Here is a 2,627-nt window from a genome sequence, read left to right on the forward strand (position 1 = left end):
GACAGCGAGCCCGTACGGGACTGGGGCCGGCGGCTGCTGGCGGCGCTGGGGGAGGACGCGCGGGGCGTCGCCGGGGTGTGCACGTTCCTGCTGCGGGAGGCGGAGCTGACGGAGCCGGAGCGGGTGCTCGCGTACACGCTGCGCGGGCGGGAGCGCCGCAACGGCGACGAACTCGACGCCAGCGTCGCGGACTTCGACCGGGCGCTGGCGCTCGACCCGGACTTCACCCGCGCGTACGCGGGCCGCGGCCAGGCGTACGTGCTCCTCGACCGCTACCCGGAGGCCGACGCGGACTTCACGCACTGCGTCGCGCACGACCCCGACCGCTCCTGGTCGCTGACCCACCGCGGCCGGGTCCGGCTCTACCTGGAGCGCTACGACGACGCGAAGGCCGACCTGGGCCAGGCGATCGAGCTGGACCCCTCCCCGATGACCTGGGCGATGCGCGGCGAGGTGCACCGCCTCACCGGCGCCCTGGCACAAGCGCTCGCCGACTTCGACAAGGCCGTCGAGACGGCGGACGGCGACTACCCGTACGCCATCGCCAGCCGCGCCCAGTGCTACGCCAAGCTGGGCCGGGCCGAGGAGGCGATGGCGGACCTGGACCGGGCCCTGGAGCTGGACCCGCAGTGGTCCTGGTGCTGGACGGAACGCGGCCGGCTGCACCAGGAGGCCGCGCGGTACGAGGAGGCCGCGGCCGACCACACCCGTGCGCTGGAGCTGTCGCCGGCCTACGACTGGGCGTACGCCAACCGGGGCCACTGCCACCGGGCCCTGGGCCGCCTGGACGAGGCACTGGCGGACCTGGACCGCGCGCTGGAGATCGACCCGCAGTGGTCCTGGGGCTGGGGCGAGCGCGGGGAGGTGCACCGGCTCGCCGGCCGGACCGAGCGGGCGGTCGAGGACTTCGACAAGGCCGTGGAGCTGAAGCCGGACAGCCCCTGGGCCATCGCCAGCAGGGCGCAGTGCATGGTGACCCTGCGGCGGGCCGACGAGGCGCTGGCGGACTTCGACCGCGCGCTGGAGATGAGCCCGGGGATGGCGTGGGCGCTGGAGGAGCGCGGCGACCTGTACCGGATCGTCAACCGCTTCGACGACGCGCTCGCGGACTACGCGCGCGCCCTGGAGATCGACGGCACGCTCGTCTGGTCGCGGCTCGGCAGGGCCCGCACGCTCGGCCACACCGGCAGGACGGCGGAGGCGTACGCGGAGATCGACACCGTCCTCGCCGGCCACCCGGACCACGCCGGCGCGCTGGTCCTGCGGGGGCAGTTGCTCGTGCTGGAGGAGCGGTGGCAGGAGGCGCTCGCGGTGTGCGACCGGGTGCTCGCGGCGGACCCCGCGCACCAGGTCGCGCTGAGCGACCGGGCCGAGGTGCTGATGGTGCTGCGCCGGTACGAGGAGGCGCGGCCGGACGCCGCCGCGGCGCTGGCGAGCGATCCGCAGGACGGCTTCTTCCAGTTCGACGGCGCCCTGCTGGACCGGATGACGCGCGGCCCGCAGCCCGCGGAGCGCTGGGCGGCCGTGGAGGCGCGGATGACGGCGGACTGCTCCACCGACGTGGACGCGGCGGCGTGCCGGCTGCTGTGCCGGGCCGCGGCGGGGGAGTGGGCGGCGGCGGACGCGGCGCTGGCGGCGATGGGTTCGGGGGCGGCGTACTGGCTGCTGGTCCAGGACGTACGCACGATGCTCCGCGTGCTGGCCGAGGCCCCGGACCTGGCGGCGGCGGACGGCGCCCGGGTCGAGGGGTATGTGCGGGTACTCGGGGATTTGCTCCGCGAACTCCCCGGCGCCTGACGCGCATACACCCTCTGGCCTCTCGGTTTCCCTCCATTACAGTGCTGGGCCGGAGCACGTGCGAACAGCGAGAGACCGAACGTCCGGACTGAGGTGGCCGAGTGACGACCGCACGCCGCACCTGGGGCCGCGCCGAGCAGCAGGACTTCCGCAGCAGAGTGCGCGGCTGCCTGCTCGGCGGCGCGATAGGCGACGCGCTCGGCGCCGGCGTCGCGGACACCTCGCTGGCGGAGATACGGGCCGAGCACGGGCCGCAGGGCGCCGCCGACTTCGCCCCGGCCTACGGCCGCCGCGGCGCGGTCACCGACGACACCCAGATGACCCTGTTCACCGTCGACGGCCTCATCCGCGCCCAGGTGCGCCGCGACGGCGGCCGGTGGCACCCGCCGACCGACGTGCACGCCGCGTACCGCCGCTGGTACGCGACGCAGAAGGACTGGGGCCCCGACGAGCGCAAGGCCGAGGACGGCTGGCTCGCCCGCGAGGAGTGGCTGTACTCGCAGCGCGGCGCGCCCCGCTCCTGCCTGCGCGGGCTGGCCGACGACCGCATGGGCACCCTGCAGCAGCCGCGGAACCCGGAGGCGAGGGACCCGGGGGCCGTGGTGCGCTCCGCGCCGTTCGGGCTGCTGGTGGGCTGGGAGCCGCAGTTGGTCTTCCAGCTCGCCGCCGAGTGCGCCACGCAGACCCACGGCCACCCGACCGGCTATCTGGCGGCGGGCGCGTACGCGGTCGTGGTCCACGGCCTCGCCCGCGGCGACGCGCCGGAGGAGGCGGTGGCGCGGGCGCTGGAGATCCTCGCGGACCGCCCGGGCCACGAGGAGACCACGGCG

General features: G+C 75.8%; 2 protein-coding genes. Both read left to right on the forward strand.

Annotation, left to right across the window (positions count from 1 at the left end):
* The coding region (locus tag H5J30_RS26485) for a tetratricopeptide repeat protein (RefSeq protein ID WP_181789855.1) at positions 1-1,797 on the forward strand (1,797 nt) is incomplete at its 5' end.
* A gap of 101 nt (positions 1,798-1,898) precedes the next feature.
* On the forward strand, positions 1,899-2,627 hold a 729-nt coding region (locus H5J30_RS26490; RefSeq protein ID WP_181789856.1), incomplete at its 3' end, for an ADP-ribosylglycohydrolase family protein.

Origin of the sequence: Streptomyces phytophilus (genome assembly GCF_013870535.1) — a bacterium.
In the GTDB taxonomy this organism is placed as follows: Bacteria; Actinomycetota; Actinomycetes; order Streptomycetales; family Streptomycetaceae; genus Streptomyces; species Streptomyces phytophilus.